The organism is Clostridium sardiniense, from assembly GCF_019753795.1.
In the GTDB taxonomy this organism is placed as follows: domain Bacteria; phylum Bacillota; class Clostridia; order Clostridiales; family Clostridiaceae; genus Clostridium; species Clostridium sardiniense.
Map to the genome: position 1 here is coordinate 125,542 of NZ_JAIKTU010000010.1, position 16,043 is coordinate 141,584.

Consider the following 16,043-nt stretch of genomic DNA (forward strand, 5'->3'; position numbering starts at 1 on the left):
TAAATTCAAAATTTTATTATATAAAAGGAGTATATGAATATGGGTAAAGTAAAATATAGAGAAATAATTAAAGATGATTATGAAACTATTAAGAACATGATAGGTGAAGCATTTGGTTTCAATGAATTTATTGATGATGCTAAGGTTCTAGATATAGCATTAAGCAGTTATCTAGATATATGTATTTTAGAAAGTTCATTTAGCAAAGTTGCAGAAAAAGATAATAAAATAATAGGCTTTATTTTAGGTAATGCAAAAAAAGATACTAATCGAGTAGATGATTGTAGTTCTAGCGTTGAGCTTAATTCTAGCGAGATTGAATCAATTATGTCTAAAGGGAATACCATGGAACTACTTAAAGAATTCTCAAAGATTACTGATGCATATAAAGAACTTATAGAAGGAAAAAAAGATAATTTTCAAGGATGTATACAACTATTTATTGTATCAAAGGAATCTAGAGGTCTTGGAATTGGTAAATCTCTTCTTGGTTATCTATTTGATTATATGAAAAGCATGGATGTGAAATCTTTATATGTATACACAGATACTAGATGTAACTATAAATTTTATGATAGTCAAAACTTTAAACTAATAAATGAAAAAAAGATATATTTTAATACACTTAATATGGATCTTGATGTATTCTTATATGAATATGAATTTTAATTAATGTTTCGATAGAACCTGATTTAGCTTCTGTACACTTCATCAAAAAAGTTATTGTTCACCAAATACAATGCTACCTATTTAATAAAAATTATACTTTTTATGAGCTTTATAAAAGGTAATAAAACGGATCTATTCAACTTATAATTACTAATATGTTTACTATAAAAATTAGAATAAAACTTAGGATTTTAAAATTTATGGGAACTGGATTTTTACTTGAAGGAACTGAAAAGTTTTAAAAAATGGTGAATACTTTGATATGATGTTAAAGAAATATCCTTTCTTAACAAGAGTACTAGAGTTCACAGTTGAATCTTGCAAGCAAACATTATAATACATTTTTAATCGGAGATAAAACTATGCCAAGAAGAATTAATAAATCAGAATGCGTAGGTTGTGGAACCTGTCAAAGAGTATGCATTGTTGGATGAATATCTCAAGAAAAAGATAGAAAAAGATTAATCAATGAAGACGGTTGTGTTGACTGCGGAGCATGCCAACTTGCTTGCCCTAAAAAGTGTATTTTACAAAATTAATTAAAGTATAAAAATATTATTGAATTAACAGAAATAATAGTTAACTTGCTTCAAAACCTGAAGCAATGAGAGTTACTTTTCAAGGTCTAGAATTAATTCTAGACCTTATTTTTATTTGTAATAAAACTTTCCACTAATCTCTAAATGAGGTTTTAATACTAAATCATATATATAGGAAATACCTTTCCCACTTGATTATCACTACTATCCCCTTATCTATACGATAACTTTAATTTTACCAATATAACTTTTTAATACATTTATTTCACAATATAATATCTATACAAAATTAAATTATGCTTTTATTGATTGTGGATAATTAAATATATTAAATGGATCATATTTTTCTTTTACACATCTTAACCTACATACATTTCCACCATAATATTTTGCTTCATAATTTATTAGTGGACTGTATGGAAAGTTAACATATGAACCTTCCGTAATCAGTTCTAGATAATTTAATCTACTCGCTACCCACTCTTTATTTTCTTTAGCATAAATTGAGTTTTCCCATACTGATTGTATACTTATAATATAATTAGAATCTCTATAATAAAAAGCTGTTTCATATTTTCCTTTATCCTTTACCGCCCCACCTAATCCATAAAAAGTAACTGCAGCATAAACTGAACCTATAGGTTTTTCTCTAATAGATGATGCTAATTTTAATAACTCACACTTTGAGTATATTCTATCTTCAAATCTACCTTCTGTTTTGAATTTTTCACTCTCTGGATATATAGCCTCAATCTGCCTTATAGCATTTAAAAAAGTTGTATATTCGAAATCAGACTCAGCCTTTGGTACTACTAATAAAGGCTTTAATATTTTCTTTAACTCTGATATATCTCCATAAAATAAACCTATAAAAAATACTGCCAAACCTTCATCTTCAGCATTATAAAAACTTGCTCTCATATTTACTCTTCTATCTAAGGTTTGATATAAGTTTTGAAATATATCCATAATCTTTGCTTGTTCTCTAGTAGTAGTGTTTGGATAATATATTCTAAATAAGGTTACTTTATTTAATTTTGGTGGTAACCTAAAAGTTAATGAGGTAACTATTCCAAAATTTCCTCCACCTGATCCCCTTAATGCCCAAAATAAATCACTATTACAATCTCTATTTGCAATAATTACTTTACCTCTATAATCTACAATCTCAAATTCTACTACACTATCTATACCTAACCCAAATAATCTACAAGACATCCCCCAACCTCCACCTAAAGTGTATCCTGATAATGCGACAGTTGGACAAGTTCCACCAGGAAAAGGATATCCTCTTTTACCTAAATATTCATAAAGCTGACTATTTTGTACTCCTGATTCTATTTTTACTGTATTGTTTAATTCATTTATACTTATTCTCTTCATTCTGCTTACATCAATTACTATTCCATTATTTACAATTGAATAACCTTCATAATTGTGCCCACCAGATCTAATTCTAAAATTAATATTTTTTCTAACGCATAATCTTAACGCACTTATAACATCTTTTCTACTAGTACAATATAATATAGCAATTGGACATTTTTGTATTGATCTATTCCATATTTGTCTATCTTCATTATATTCCACATCATTAGGCGTTACTATTTCACCGTTAAAACATAACTCCTTAAATATACTCATATTTATCATCCTTTGTAATATAATATTTTGATTTATAATAAAATCTATATACTACTATCAATATATGACATACGTAGGGATTGATTTCACATATTATATTAAAAAAAGTAGCTAAAGAAACTTCTCTAACTACTCTTTGTATATTATATAATTATTATAATATTGATTTTATGTATTAATTTAATTCTTTTAATACTTCCTCTGTTGTTAATGAACCACTTGATAACATACCAAAGTTAACTTCTGCTGCTCCGTATGCTTCCATTCCTGGTGCTGCTGTTGCATCCTTTGCAATATAAACTTCAAACCCCTGTTCTACTAAATCTCTCATGTGTGATTCAATGCAAATATTTGAGTTCATTCCTGCAAGTATTACTGTATCTATTTTTTGCTTTCTTAACTGTAATACTAAATCATTTGTTTGTGGTCCAAAGATTTTATGTGGACTTGCTATTATAGTTTCTCCATCTTCAATGTATTCCTTAAATTCATCAAGTATATCTGCTCTTGAATTCTTTTCTACCGCTTCTGAAGGTCCTTTTCTTTCAAACATTTTCATTTCATGCATCATATGCTCACCATTTGTTCCAAATTTCCATGTGTAATCATGTGGATAGTAGTAATGTGGTGATATAAATACTTTATATCCATTTTCCTTTGATTTTTTAAGTAGAGATACAATATTTTCTATAGTGTTATTAGCCTCAATAACATCTTTAGCTAATTTATATCCTTCTCCCATTTCATGTAAAAATTCATTTTGTGGATCTACTAATATTAATGCTGTTTCTTTATTATTAAATTTCATTTTAATTCCTCCCGGTTTTTCATTTAAAATTATTTAGTGCTGTCTTACAACCTCATAATAATTCATTAAGTAAAAAACAACAATTAGGCACTTTTTAGTTTCCAGTAACATTTAAGTTACCACATATCCACTATTTCTTTTTTTCTTGCTGATATTAATAACATCATTGGCCTACGTAGTTCATCTTGCATTTCTTTATTGCCTTCTAACATTTCTTTTGGTGGCTTTGGCTCAGTTACTTCCTTTATCTCGAATCCACAATGTATTAATGTATTAATATACATAGTTATTGTCTTATGATATTTAACTACCTCTTCACCTAAAAAAATGCTTTTTCTTTTTCCTTCATTAAAATAATTATCTACTGGCCAATGTAGTCTATTCCCTAATTCATCAACATACCATTCTTGGCTTCCATATGCTGTGAATATTGGATGTTCAACTGAAAATACAAAATCTCCCCCATATACTAGGCAATCATATACCTTCTTACACACTTCTTTAAAATTTTCAACATAATGAAATGCTAATGAGCTTATTACAACATCAAAATAATCTTCTTTAAATTTTATATCTTCTATTGTATCTTTTACATACTCTATAGATGAATCCCCATTAATTTTTTTAGCCTGTTTAAGCATTTTTTCTGAAGAGTCTATTCCAACTACTTCTTTAGCATTATTTTCAATAGCATATTTGCAATGCCATCCAAATCCGCAACCTAAGTCTAAAACCTTTTTCCCCTCTAAACTTGGTAACATTCTTTTAAATTCTTGCCACTCACCAGCGCCTTTAAGCCCATAAACAGAACGAGTCATTTTAATATATTTATCAAAAAACTCTTGATTATCATACTTATTTTTTCCCATAACTTATACCTCACACTATTAGCTTTATTTCTATATAAATTTTATCCTAATTAGTCCATATATACATAGTTCATAAATAATTCTGTATTATTTATGTTTAATATATAAAAAGATATTTGTAATAAAACAAATATCTTTTAAGTTTATTTATATATTATTTTTATATTCTCTTAATATTCTTCTTATACTATTATCTACTAAGTAATATTTAGTAGATAACTCCTTTACTGTCATTCCATTATTAAAGTCTTCATACATTTTCTTATTTCTTGCATATAAATCTTTTTTAATGCCAGTATTATCTCCCCATGATTTTTTGTTACTATCTTTTTTAGGAATATATAAATAAGATCCATCTATAAATTCCTGAAGCTTAATAACTAAATCCTGTGGTAATATGTCTTGTGCTTTCTTATATTTCATACTTTTTGCTCCTATCTACTATTAAAATCGTAAATATTACTGCAAAAACTGCACAAAACTATTCTATTAAATTTTATAACTTCTTAAATGCTCCTAACAAAATAGTCTTATCTACTACAGTTTCTGCTAGAAGCTTAATACACTTTTTAAGTAATCTATTTTATATATACTCATACAACATTCCCCTCTCTTTTTTATTATTAAAATAACATAATTAAAAATCATTTTCTATTTTTCTTACATCAATACTATTAATTTTACTCTTAAGTACAATCTTACGTAAAATAGGATTATACATAAATGGACATTTAAATAGCTTTAAGAATATTTTCAGTCTTAATTTCAAAGTTTTTTGTCTATATTTTTTATTTGGGTTTTTGCTATATGAGTTTAATACTTTGCTTAAATACTCAGCGCTGATTATTGCTGAACTTATTCCTTCTAGAGAACTTGGACTTATGAACCCTGCTGATTCTCCTATTAAAAAAGCATTATTTTTTCCACAACAAAAATCTGAGTATTTTGATGGTCTTAATACAAGGCAAGCCTCCGTTTTTAATAGTTTTCCAAACTTAAAACCTTGCTTTATTAAATTCTTCTTTTGTTTTTCAAATTTTTCTTTTGAATTATCTATTGGATAAGCTCCACCAAATATAAAGTGATTATCTTTTGATATTGACCATGAACAACAGTCTGTGATTTCATCATCAAATATACAAGAATAAAATGGAGTTTCATGTTCTTCAGAGAACCATTGCTGAATAGCCATATAGGTTCTTATCTTTTTATTTGGGTAAATTGTTCTACGAACAATTGAATTTGCTCCATCTGCTCCAACTAAATATTTAGTTATTATAGTCTGTTTTTTACCATTTTCAGAAAAAGTTACTTTATACCCTGTATCTATTTTTTCAATATTAGTACAGTTAGAATTATTATAAATATGTACATTACTTGGAATAATTGATTTTAACCATAAATCAAATTTATGACGATTAATATTTATATAAAACCTTTGATAATAACGAATTAATTTATTGTTTTCATCCATAGTTTTTACAGAAAAGATTTGAGGATCAACTAAAATACTTTTTGGTATAGTCATATCAAATCTTGCAAAAACCTTCTGAGCATCAGAAGACAATAACCCACCACAAGGTTTTTGAAATCCATTTTCAAGATCGTTTTTTTTATCTATAGCAATAATCTTAAATTCCTTAGAAAGTAATCTTGCTAGAACAGAACCTGCTGGTCCTAATCCTATAATTGCAATATCATATGTTGTATTCATAAAAATAATCTTCCTTTTAATATATATTAAAATTAAATAAAGTAAATTTTTATTTAATTTATATACAGTATATTATTTTATAATAAATAAATCAATAATTATTTATTGATAAACAATATAAATTTATTGGAAATTGATATTGATTTATAAAACTCATATATAATATTAATAATAACTTCTAACTAAATTACTTACTATTTATTATCTGTGGAAAAGTTGTAGAACTCCATAAAATCTCTTGAAATTTGAATAATATATCTATACAAATACACCATCCCCTGCAACAACCCCTTACTATATTTAATCTCCCTTAATAAAATATATACCATCCCAACATTCCTTATACTTGCTATACATAATATAGAAATTTTAAAACTGTGATATAATATTTAATATGAAATGCATACCAACTTTATAATAGGAGGAAATATAATTGAATAATGTTTTTGAAAAAGAATACAGAATAAATATTTTTGATGTTGACTCTGAACATAAATGCAAATTTTCATCTTTAGTAGATTACTTATGGGATGTTGTTATTTCTCAATCTGATTATTTAGGTGAAACTAACGAAGGATTTGTTCATAATCAATGTATTTGGGTTCTTTTAAAGTATGACATAACTATATATGAATACCCTAAATTTAGAGATAAAATAACTGTAGATACTAAAGCTTTAGGTACAAAGAAATTTTATGGCTATAGACACAATAATATAAAAGATTCTGAAGGAAAAATTATAGGTGAAGTTGTTTCAACAGCTATATTAATAGACTTCGAGAAAAGACGTCCTATGAAAATAGCACCTGACCAACGTGAAATATATGGACTTGAAGGAGAATTAGAAGAAGTACCTCCTTTAGATGATATTCCTAATATTCAAAAAGAGGACTATATAAAAGATTATCCTATTAGATACAGTGATATAGACTCTAATGGACATGTAAATAATGTAAAGTATATGGAAATGGCAATGGATACTCTGCCAAGATCTATTTTAAATGAATATGAACTATTTAATATCAAAGTACTCTTTAAAAAAGAAACAACTGATGGAGATACATTACATATTTCATCTGAAGTAATTAATGATGAAAATAACGAGATTACTACTATTCATAATATTACAAGTGACAATACTGGAAAGCTTCTTACTAAATTACAATTTATATGGAAGAAAAACTAAGATAGACTAATTTTAGTCTATCTTAGTTTTAGAAATATGTTTGTTTTCTTCTATATAACTCCAAATAACTCACCCAAAGTAATTCTTTGTCCCTTTTTAATAATCGAATTCATTAGATTTCTTAGCATACTATCTAAATGAGATTTTACCTTTTATTATTATATATTTCTAACATTTAATATTTCTCTTAAATGTATAATAAGTAGCTATAAAGTAGGCTATATAAATACTAACTATTAATACCAATGCTATTTTTATATTTAATATAAAACTCTTCTCTCCTATATATGCACTTATTTCACTGTTAAATATAACAGCATAATTATATATAAATATTATAAACCCAATTATTGCTATAAATATTGGAATAATAAAATATATAGATATTTGCTTTAAAATTATATTACTTATTTCCTTTTCCTCTACACCTAACTTTTTAAGAACATTAAACCTGTCTTTATGCTCTATTGAATCTGCAAGTTGTTGCAAAGCAAGTACTGTTAAGCTTATCATAAGTAAAACTATACCTAAATATATTCCGAGTATTCTCATTGCTAATGTTGCATTTAATATTTCACTAACTTCTGCTACTTTTGTGCTTGTATAAACAAAATATGAGTAATCATCATATCCATCCTCATCATACTTACTTGCCACTTCTCCATACTCATTATTAATCCATTTCTGTACGTAATCATTTTCAAATGATATAGCCTTATCATAACTCATATCTTTTTTAGTATTTGCATAAAAATCGGTACTAGCTACAATTAAATCTTTACATACTTCATCCGGTAAAATAATGATAGCATTTGTATAGAAATTATAAATTCCTTCTCCAAGAGATTCAGTATAATAAGGTATATTACTAATACTTAAGCTTTTATTACTAACCTTAAAATTAGAATTTGAATTAATAAATTTATCAACTTCTTCTTTTGGTATTCTCTTAGCCCATTGCATAGTAAATTCATCATTTTTTAAATTTACCTTTTCATACCCTAACATACTTCTTAATTTATTAAATTCACTTAATTTAATAGCCAGCATAGGCATATCTCTTTTTTCTCTTTTATAAAAATCCTCTTTATTTATAAAGTATTTATTAACCTCACAATAGTCAATATTATAATTATCTTCATTTAAATACTCAACTATCTCCCCGTAGTCTATATTAGGAATATCATTTATGTCTGTTATACTAAAACGGCCTGGTACACTATATTCATTTGAAATACTAATATCAAAAGGAATTCTATAATCTAAGTATCCTAAGCTCCACTCAGACATTAAAAGTGTTAGACTAAAACTTATTGCTGCACCTAAAAAGGTTAATGATATAGTTGCCATCAAAATAGGAGCTGTTTTTATTTTTGATACAATTGATCCAATTAAAAATAAATTAGTATTTTCGTATCTAAATCCTATCCATCTATTTTTAATGAATATAATTATATAACTTAAAGAATAGAACAATGCATATGTTCCCAAAATGAAAGTAACTAAAGATACTATTATAAATGCTTGTTCATTTCCTTTTATAAGTTCTGGATTATTAATTGCTTTTATAAGCTTATAAGTACAATATCCAGCAATCACATATAATATTGTTGCTATAATAAATACGCCTCCATAAATTTTGCCACATCTTTTAAACTGAAACTCTGTTTTCTTTTCTGCATTAAGCATATTGATAAGCTTGACTTTCTTAAGAACCTTAATATTATAAAGACCTATTATACAAAACATAGAAATAAAAAATATAAATGTTAGGATTACTGTATCCATGTATAACTTTAAAGTAAATACAATCTCTTGCTTTGCTGTAATAAGAACTAAAGCTGTAACCACTTGGGAAAATAATGTTCCAATAAATATACCCAATATTATAGCCAATATTCCTACTATTAATGTTTCAATAAAAAACATCAATGCAACATTTTTTTGTTCTGCTCCTAACAATATATATGTCGCAAATTCTCTTTGTCTTCTTCTTATCATATATTTATTTACATATCCTATAAGAACTACTAATAATGCTGTAATAATATATGTTGAATACTTTAATATATCCTTTAACATATCAAATTTATACGATTCTTCTGTAATAAACTCATAACTAGAGCTTGATAACGATGTAAAAGCATAAAATAGGCTTACACATAAAGTTATAGTTATAAAATAAATTAAATAATCTTTTATTGATTTCTTCGCATTGCTTATGGCTAATTTAGCGTACATCCCTTACGTCACCACCTAACAATGCAACTACATCTAATATTTGATTAAAGAATTGTCTGCGACTATTATTTCCCTTTACTAATTCAGTAAATATCTTTCCATCCTTGATAAATAAGATTCTCTCACAATAACTTGCAGTAAAAGAATCATGAGTTACCATAAGTATAGTTGCCTCTAGCCTCTTATTTAAATCTGAAATCATCTCAATTAACATCTGTGCTGATCTTGAATCTAAGGCTCCTGTTGGCTCATCTGCAAGAATAATCTTTGGATTTGTAATAAGTGCCCTTGCACAGGCAGTTCTTTGCTTTTGTCCTCCCGATACCTAATAAGGATATTTTAAAAGCAAATCTTCAATTCCAAGTTCTCTTGCTATCTTTTTAACTTTTCCGTCAATTTCACTTTTCTTAGTCTTATTAATAGTCAATGCTAATGCAATATTTTCATGAATAGTTAATGTATCTAAAAGATTAAAATCTTGAAATATAAAGCCTAAATTTTCTCTTCTAAACTTAGCTATATCTTTTTGATTTATTTCAGTTAAATCCATATCTCCTATATAAATATTTCCTGAACTAACTTCATCAATTGTTGCTATAGTATTTAAAAGAGTAGTCTTTCCTGATCCTGATGGTCCCATTACCCCAACAAATTCTCCTTTAAAAACATCAAAGCTTATATCATCAATAGCCTTTATTATATTCCCTTTGCTTCCATAATATTTTTCTATATTTTTTATTTTTAATACCCTTTCCATTTATACCACCTCAATAAAATTGTACATTATTTACCCCTTATCTAATTCGATTTAATATTACTTTAATGTTACAATGTTGTCACTTAAATTTTATAGCCCCTAAAGCTAATCTATTTTATGAATTAACTTTAGAGGCTACATTTACAAAGCTCCCTTTAGGAAATGTAATATTTACTCTCGTATATAAATTTTCTTCTGATTCTATTGATATTAATATTCCTAGCTTACTGCATAACTTTTCACATAGATATAAGCCTATTCCTGTAGATTTATTATTATTTATTCTACCTTTATTTCCTGTAAATCCTTTTTCAAAGACACGACTTATCTCATTACTAGGTATTCCAGCTCCATTATCTTCAATTATAAGTTGGATTCCATTTTTAACATTTACAGTATATATTTTAATCTTTGGATTTTCTTCCTTTCTATACTTTACAGCATTAACTATTATTTGATTTATTATAAACTCTAGCCACTTACTATCACAATAAATATTTCTATCTAAACCATCTATTTCAATATCTATTCCATTTAAGATAAATATCTGTTTATTTTTTATAATAGCCTTATTTACACATTCTTCTAAAGATATCTCTTTTATAAGATAATCTTTCTCTACTTCTTCACTTCTAGCATAAAAAAGTGCTTGTTCAACATATCTATCAAGACCTTCTAGCTCTTGTAATATAATTCTTGAAGTCATTGTCTTATTATTTTCCTCTATAAGCTTTATTGATGATATAGGAGTTTTTACTTCATGAATCCACTTTTCAATATACTCTTTATAATCTTTACGCTGGTTCTTAATATCATTAATCTCTTCACGCATAGATTTACTAGCTTTTTTTAATAAAGTATAATATGGTACAGCCTCAACATATGGTGGTATATCAATAACTTCGCTTATTAAATATTTCTTATCTAAATTTTCTGCATATTTTAAGATATCATCAAAATATACCTTTCTCTTTCTATATTCAAAAAACATGTACATTGTTAATATTGTAATCCATACTAAAGCTACCACCTTTATAGTATCAAAGGTATTACCTACACTAAATAAAAATAGAATTAACGTTATTAAGGCTATAAAATTAAGTAATATTACATTTATTATACTCTTTATATAATCACTTAAACTCATACTATATACCCCTGACCCCTTTTAGTCTTTATAAAATCTTTTATCCCTATTTCCTCAATCTTATTTCTTATCCTTGTAATATTGACAGTAAGGGTATTATCATTTACAAACATAGCACTATCCCATAAATACTCCATAATATCTACTCTAGATACTATCTTCCCCTTATTATTTAAAAGATAATGTAATATTTTAAGTTCATTTTTAGTAAGCTCAATTGCCTTTCCATTACACTCTATAGTGCTAGATAAAACATTAACCTTTATACCATTATGTTCAATAACATCCATAGATTTTTCATTAGGATATGCTCTTTTTAAAAGAGAAGCTATTCTTGCTAAAAGAATTTGAATGTTATAAGGCTTAGTTATAAAGTCATCTCCTCCTAATGTTATAGCCATAAGCTCATCTATATTTGTATCTCTACTTGTTATAAATATAATTGGAACTTTTGAAAAACTACGCACTTCAGTACAAATTTTAAATCCATCACTTTGCGGTAAATTAATATCTAATAAAATAAGACTAACATTACTATCCTTTACTAAATTAGGTATGTTTGAAAAATCCTTTGGCTTAATAACTGAATATCCATTACTAATTAATACATTGCCTATTTCATTTTGTAACTGTTCATTATCATCAACTATCATTATATTAAACATTTTTATTTCCTCATCATTAATTTATTCTCATACCTATTTTACAATTTATAGAGTAATATATAAATATTTACTTTTAAAATATTAAAAATTTATCTTAAACTAATAAAGACTTAAATTAATTTTAGTAAAAAGGTTTTATCAATTAAACACTTTTGGGTAACCAGTATCATATAAATTCCAAGCATAACTATATATATAATTAATAACTTTATTAAACAAAAAGATGCCATAAAAAAAATTGCAACCTTAAATTTAAGGTTGCAATTCTCTTTATCTAAAATTTTATATCTATTCTCAGCCCTTCTCCTAGTCTACTTGTAGCATAAATATTGCCACCATGAGCTTTAACAATATCATAAGCTATCGCCATTCCTAGCCCTGAGCCTTCTACTTTCCTACTTGTATTTGTTCCTCTATAGTATCTTTTAAATATATTATTTAACTCTCCTTCAGATACTCCTCTACCATTATCTTCTACTAAAATATCTACATTATTATCATTAAGCTTTTCTATCTTTATATTTATCTTTACGTCATTACTATTATGAACAAATGAATTTATTATAAGATTTACAAATACTCTTTTTATTAAATGCTCATCTAGCTCTAATAATATCTCTTCATCTGAATAATTAAAACTTATATTGCTATGGCTATATTTTTCATCATTTATAATATAAATTACAACATGTCTTATTAAGGACACAATATTTATTTTTTTCTTATTTAAAACTAAAGCATTATTTTTAAGTCTTGTTGATAAATTTAGATCTTCAACTAAAGTTTTTATATATTCACTTTTACTTATTATAGTGTTGCAGCATTTTTTTATTGTTTCATCATCTATTTCATATTCAGTGTCTTCCATTATTTCTGCATTCCCAATAATTGAAGTAAGAGGAGTTTTTATATCATGAGAAATGTTTGAAATCCATTCTTCTCTCATATTTTCTAACTTTTCTCTTTCCCTCTCATTGCTTTGAAGCCTTTCTTCTAATTGATTTAAGCAATTTTCTACTTCATAATAAATTCCAAGCTTTACTTTTTTCTTTGAATAAATACCATTAGATAAATCTAATATTTTATCGACAATTCTACTTATAGGTCTAGTCACTCTTAAAGTATATAAAAAGCTTATTATTAATACTAAAACTACATTCATAACAATTAATGTAGGAAATTTGTGTGCCTTTTCAATTAGCTTAGAATCATAAACGTAAGTCACTCTTTTTACTTCATTAGAATCTAAAAATAATAAATATGTATAAACATTATTTCCTAAAGTTTTTTCATCTAAAAACAAAGTTTTATTATCATCATTATACATATTTATAAGTGATACATTAGAATATTTAGATGGAGTTATATTAGGCTTGTTATAATTATAAACTTCATTATTATTTTCATCTAATATTTGAAGTCCAGCATTATTTTCTTCTAAAAATTTTATTCCATCATTATTAACTAATACTTTATTATCCTTTGATAAATATAAATAATCCTTAAATTCTGATATTATCTCTTCTGGATGATAATTGTATAATACTCCTTCTTTATAAATGTTACTTCTCATGAAAGCAATATTTATAATTACAATAATTGAACATGCTAATATAAATGATACAGCGTAATGAGCCAAAAGTTTTCCCTTCATACATTATTCTCCATTCATCATAAACTTATAACCTAGTCCAATTACTGTAGTTATATACTTAGGTTTTGACGGATTATCTTCAATTTTCATCCTAAGTTTTCTTATATGAACTGTAATTGTATTGTCATAACCAAAGAAGTTCTCTCCCCAAACTTCATTACAAATCATCTCTTTACTTATTATTCTATTAGGATTATTAATTAAATACATTAATAGCTTTAATTCCTTTGCAGTAAACTCTAGAAGTTTTCTACCTTTATATACTTCACTTGTTTCCTCATTTATTTCAATATCCCCAAACTTAATAATTCTCTTAACCTTTATATTTTTATTTATAGATATATTATCAAAAGCTTTAAGTCTTGCTTTTAATCTATATGCTACCTCTTTAGCACTAAAAGGCTTAGTAATGTAATCATCAGCACCAATTGCAAAGCCTAATAGTCTGTCTACCTCTTCTGCTTTTGCTGATATAAATAATATTGGTGCTTGACTATATTTTCTAAGTTCATTAAAAACATCATATCCACTTATATCAGGTAGCATAATGTCCAAAAGTACTATATCTGGATTAACCTTTTTGAATAATTCTATTCCATCTGCTCCATTATTAGCTATAAAGATATTACTAAAACCTTCCCTTTTTAATACAGTATCTAAAATATCTATAATATCTTGCTCATCATCAATTATTAAAACCTTATACTTATCAAAAATACTATTCATATATCCCCATTCCCCTTATTTTTTTAGATTATATCATAGAAATACTTAATATATACTATATTTCTAACAACATGAATTTATTTAAGATGGATTTAAGATGAAATTTATCCCAGTTAAATATAAATATAATAAACTAATATCAGAATTAATACTGTTTTAAGTCATTGTCAATTTTTTAGACAACCCTTTAGAACTAATTTCTTATTAAGATGTTCTTAAAACGCTATCTAAAAAATAAACATTACTAAAAAGTAGCTTAATCACAAATAATTTAATAAGGAGATTACTTATGCAAGCAATTATGGAACCAATTTTTCACGTAGTTTATCTAACTACAGTTATTACTTTAGGAATAATAATGATAAGCAAATCAAAAGATAATAAGTATTTTAAACTTTTTGGAACAATGTCAGTAGTGTTAGGATGTGGTGATGCATTCCATCTAATTCCTAGAATATATGCTTTATTAACTACTGGATTAGAGAGTCATGCAGCTTCACTAGGATTTGGTAAGCTAGTTACATCAATAACTATGACGGTCTTCTATCTTATACTATATAAGATTTGGAAAATTAGATTTGATGCTAAAAACACAAGAACATTGGACATAACAATGTATGTATTAGCTGGAATTAGAGTTGTTCTTTGTCTATTCCCTCAAAATGAATGGTTTGTAAATAATCCACCAGTTAGCTGGGGTATATACAGAAACATACCATTTGCAATTATGGGAATTATTATGATTTATCTTTTATATAGCTCTGGAGTTAAACATAACGATAAGGATTATAAGCATCTTGGTATAGCTGTATTTTTATCATTTGCATTCTATATTCCAGTTGTGCTTTGGGCATCTGAAAGTATGCTTGTTGGAATGCTTATGATACCTAAAACTTTAGCATATGTTTGGATAATCTTAATTGGATATAAGGAATTTAGGAAGGCTATTAAATAGTACTTCTGTAATAAAAATAGCGAAGAAGTTTGGACAACTTCTTCGCTATTTTTTATTTATATTATTTCTTTTTGTATTTTCTAAATGCTTTTTCTGGATCCATATGAACATCCTTTATAAATAGAATTATCCAAATAATAATTGCTATAATTGCAAAGTAATTACTTATAAAATATGAGAGTATTGCGCCTAAAAGTAAGACTATAGCCCAAAGCAAAAATGAGTTTCTCATATCTATGCTCATTTTCTTTTTATCGTATCTTTCTCTTTTTTCTTTGGAAAATGAATTGAATCCACTAATTATTATTGTTGCTTTTTCTTTTAATACTGCAAATATTATTGAGACTATTAAAAATATTATTGCAAGTACTAAGCAAATTGTTGACCACACATTCATAATAATATCCCCCTTTTACTAATCTTCCTTATATTTTCATTTTATCATTAATACATATAATCCTCTTATTTT

The 16,043-nt window shown here is 26.1% G+C and carries 16 protein-coding genes and 1 pseudogene; 5 read left to right on the top strand and 12 right to left on the bottom strand.

What is annotated here, in order from left to right:
* Nucleotides 1-39 precede the first annotated feature (39 nt).
* From K5V21_RS13200 to K5V21_RS19765, 3 genes are all read left to right on the top strand, one after another.
* Nucleotides 40-669 (top strand): GNAT family N-acetyltransferase, encoded by a 630-nt coding sequence (locus tag K5V21_RS13200; protein ID WP_245000724.1) that lies wholly within the window; start codon nt 40-42, stop codon nt 667-669.
* Nucleotides 670-980: 311 nt separating this feature from the next.
* Nucleotides 981-1,103 (top strand): 4Fe-4S binding protein, encoded by a 123-nt coding sequence (locus K5V21_RS19760; protein ID WP_407927725.1) that lies wholly within the window; start codon nt 981-983, stop codon nt 1,101-1,103.
* Nucleotides 1,104-1,208 (top strand): 4Fe-4S binding protein, encoded by a 105-nt coding sequence (locus tag K5V21_RS19765; protein ID WP_407927726.1) that lies wholly within the window; start codon nt 1,104-1,106, stop codon nt 1,206-1,208.
* A gap of 294 nt (nt 1,209-1,502) precedes the next feature.
* On the opposite strand, the gene K5V21_RS13210 is transcribed toward K5V21_RS19765, so the two are convergent.
* The 5 genes from K5V21_RS13210 to K5V21_RS13230 all read right to left on the bottom strand — a co-directional run bounded on the left by K5V21_RS13210 (nt 1,503) and on the right by K5V21_RS13230 (nt 6,243).
* Nucleotides 1,503-2,852 (bottom strand): FAD-binding oxidoreductase, encoded by a 1,350-nt coding sequence (locus K5V21_RS13210; RefSeq protein ID WP_221861654.1) that lies wholly within the window; start codon nt 2,850-2,852, stop codon nt 1,503-1,505.
* Nucleotides 2,853-3,027: 175 nt separating this feature from the next.
* The gene (locus tag K5V21_RS13215) at nt 3,028-3,660 is read right to left on the bottom strand and encodes a cysteine hydrolase (protein WP_221861655.1); all 633 of its coding nucleotides are present in this window, start codon (nt 3,658-3,660) and stop codon (nt 3,028-3,030) included.
* Between the two features lie 116 nt (nt 3,661-3,776).
* Nucleotides 3,777-4,529 carry a class I SAM-dependent methyltransferase gene (locus K5V21_RS13220; RefSeq protein WP_221861656.1) on the bottom strand — a complete coding sequence of 251 codons (753 nt, stop codon included), beginning with the start codon at nt 4,527-4,529 and terminating at the stop codon, nt 3,777-3,779.
* Between the two features lie 147 nt (nt 4,530-4,676).
* Nucleotides 4,677-4,952 (bottom strand): CD3324 family protein, encoded by a 276-nt coding sequence (locus K5V21_RS13225; protein ID WP_221861657.1) that lies wholly within the window; start codon nt 4,950-4,952, stop codon nt 4,677-4,679.
* Nucleotides 4,953-5,166: 214 nt separating this feature from the next.
* Entirely contained in the window at nt 5,167-6,243 is a 1,077-nt protein-coding gene (locus tag K5V21_RS13230; protein ID WP_221861658.1) for an FAD-binding protein, read from the bottom strand.
* Nucleotides 6,244-6,676: 433 nt separating this feature from the next.
* Here K5V21_RS13230 and K5V21_RS13235 point away from each other — a divergent pair, with 433 nt between their 5' ends.
* The gene (locus K5V21_RS13235; RefSeq protein WP_221861659.1) at nt 6,677-7,429 is read left to right on the top strand and encodes an acyl-[acyl-carrier-protein] thioesterase; all 753 of its coding nucleotides are present in this window, start codon (nt 6,677-6,679) and stop codon (nt 7,427-7,429) included.
* 168 nt (nt 7,430-7,597) lie between these two features.
* On the opposite strand, the gene K5V21_RS13240 is transcribed toward K5V21_RS13235, so the two are convergent.
* The 6 genes and pseudogenes from K5V21_RS13240 to K5V21_RS13265 form a co-directional block, all read right to left on the bottom strand.
* The gene (locus K5V21_RS13240) at nt 7,598-9,670 is read right to left on the bottom strand and encodes an FtsX-like permease family protein (protein WP_221861660.1); all 2,073 of its coding nucleotides are present in this window, start codon (nt 9,668-9,670) and stop codon (nt 7,598-7,600) included.
* Nucleotides 9,660-10,427: pseudogene (locus tag K5V21_RS13245) on the bottom strand (ABC transporter ATP-binding protein). The gene K5V21_RS13240 and the pseudogene K5V21_RS13245 overlap by 11 nt, the downstream one beginning before the upstream one ends.
* Nucleotides 10,428-10,542: 115 nt before the next feature.
* Nucleotides 10,543-11,574, bottom strand: coding sequence for a sensor histidine kinase (locus K5V21_RS13250; RefSeq protein WP_221861661.1), 1,032 nt, complete (start codon nt 11,572-11,574; stop codon nt 10,543-10,545).
* Complete coding sequence (locus tag K5V21_RS13255) at nt 11,571-12,239, bottom strand: response regulator transcription factor (protein ID WP_221861662.1); 669 nt, start codon at nt 12,237-12,239, stop codon at nt 11,571-11,573. The genes K5V21_RS13250 and K5V21_RS13255 overlap by 4 nt, the downstream gene beginning before the upstream one ends.
* Before the next feature lie 274 nt (nt 12,240-12,513).
* Nucleotides 12,514-13,893, bottom strand: coding sequence for a sensor histidine kinase (locus K5V21_RS13260; protein WP_221861663.1), 1,380 nt, complete (start codon nt 13,891-13,893; stop codon nt 12,514-12,516).
* Between the two features lie 3 nt (nt 13,894-13,896).
* On the bottom strand, nt 13,897-14,619 hold the full coding sequence (locus tag K5V21_RS13265) for a response regulator transcription factor (RefSeq protein WP_221861664.1): 723 nt from the start codon (nt 14,617-14,619) through the stop codon (nt 13,897-13,899).
* Between the two features lie 289 nt (nt 14,620-14,908).
* Here K5V21_RS13265 and K5V21_RS13270 point away from each other — a divergent pair, with 289 nt between their 5' ends.
* Nucleotides 14,909-15,574 (top strand): hypothetical protein, encoded by a 666-nt coding sequence (locus K5V21_RS13270; protein WP_221861665.1) that lies wholly within the window; start codon nt 14,909-14,911, stop codon nt 15,572-15,574.
* Nucleotides 15,575-15,635: 61 nt separating this feature from the next.
* Here K5V21_RS13270 and K5V21_RS13275 read toward each other — a convergent pair whose 3' ends face one another.
* A complete protein-coding gene (locus K5V21_RS13275) occupies nt 15,636-15,971 on the bottom strand; it encodes a DUF3784 domain-containing protein (protein ID WP_221861666.1) in 336 nt (111 codons plus the stop codon).
* Nucleotides 15,972-16,043: the final 72 nt, after the last annotated feature.

Bases quoted from the DNA above. Each gene is read 5' to 3' on its own strand.
- K5V21_RS13220 (WP_221861656.1), bottom strand. From the start codon at position 4,529: ATGGGAAAAAATAAGTATGATAATCAAGAGTTTTTTGATAAATATATT.
- K5V21_RS13265 (WP_221861664.1), bottom strand. From the start codon at position 14,619: ATGAATAGTATTTTTGATAAGTATAAGGTTTTAATAATTGATGATGAG.
- K5V21_RS13240 (WP_221861660.1), bottom strand. From the start codon at position 9,670: ATGTACGCTAAATTAGCCATAAGCAATGCGAAGAAATCAATAAAAGAT.
- K5V21_RS13255 (WP_221861662.1), bottom strand. From the start codon at position 12,239: ATGTTTAATATAATGATAGTTGATGATAATGAACAGTTACAAAATGAA.
- K5V21_RS13260 (WP_221861663.1), bottom strand. From the start codon at position 13,893: ATGAAGGGAAAACTTTTGGCTCATTACGCTGTATCATTTATATTAGCA.
- K5V21_RS13250 (WP_221861661.1), bottom strand. From the start codon at position 11,574: ATGAGTTTAAGTGATTATATAAAGAGTATAATAAATGTAATATTACTT.
- K5V21_RS13215 (WP_221861655.1), bottom strand. From the start codon at position 3,660: ATGAAATTTAATAATAAAGAAACAGCATTAATATTAGTAGATCCACAA.
- K5V21_RS13270 (WP_221861665.1), top strand. From the start codon at position 14,909: ATGCAAGCAATTATGGAACCAATTTTTCACGTAGTTTATCTAACTACA.
- K5V21_RS13230 (WP_221861658.1), bottom strand. From the start codon at position 6,243: ATGAATACAACATATGATATTGCAATTATAGGATTAGGACCAGCAGGT.
- K5V21_RS13210 (WP_221861654.1), bottom strand. From the start codon at position 2,852: ATGAGTATATTTAAGGAGTTATGTTTTAACGGTGAAATAGTAACGCCT.
- K5V21_RS13275 (WP_221861666.1), bottom strand. From the start codon at position 15,971: ATGAATGTGTGGTCAACAATTTGCTTAGTACTTGCAATAATATTTTTA.
- K5V21_RS13225 (WP_221861657.1), bottom strand. From the start codon at position 4,952: ATGAAATATAAGAAAGCACAAGACATATTACCACAGGATTTAGTTATT.
- K5V21_RS13200 (WP_245000724.1), top strand. From the start codon at position 40: ATGGGTAAAGTAAAATATAGAGAAATAATTAAAGATGATTATGAAACT.